At 69.9% G+C, this 316-nt stretch carries 1 protein-coding gene; it reads right to left on the bottom strand.

Annotation, left to right across the window (positions count from 1 at the left end; all coding sequences use genetic code 11):
- Window positions 1-26 precede the first annotated feature (26 nt).
- On the bottom strand, window positions 27-316 hold a 290-nt coding region (locus L687_RS42925), incomplete at its 5' end, for a hypothetical protein (RefSeq protein ID WP_021201324.1).

The following is a 316-nucleotide window of genomic DNA, read 5'->3' as shown; positions in this document are numbered from 1 at the left end:
GGTCCCGACGGGCCCAGAGTTCGCGATCACTCGCCGGAGGCGTAGCGGGCACGAATCTGCCCGGTGATCCAGCGATTGAGTGCGGCGGGATCACCGAGCGGCAGACCCGTCCGCGGGTCCGGCGTCGCGTAGTCCGACGGTCCGAATTCCGCCAGGAAAGTCGGGCGACGGCCCTCGGAGCGCAGACGGTCGACGACGAGGTCCCACCATCGCCACTGCGCCTCGACAGCGGACGCCCATCGCGGAGATCGCGGGTCATCGATCTGGGGGGATTGCGCGTGCCCGAATCGCGCGTGGATATGGTCGGCGCGGTCGA

This window comes from Microbacterium maritypicum MF109 (assembly GCF_000455825.1).
Lineage (GTDB): Bacteria > Actinomycetota > Actinomycetes > Actinomycetales > Microbacteriaceae > Microbacterium > Microbacterium maritypicum_A.
Note: the sequence above shows the minus strand (reverse complement) of the source record. Positions and strands in the feature narration are given on the sequence as shown.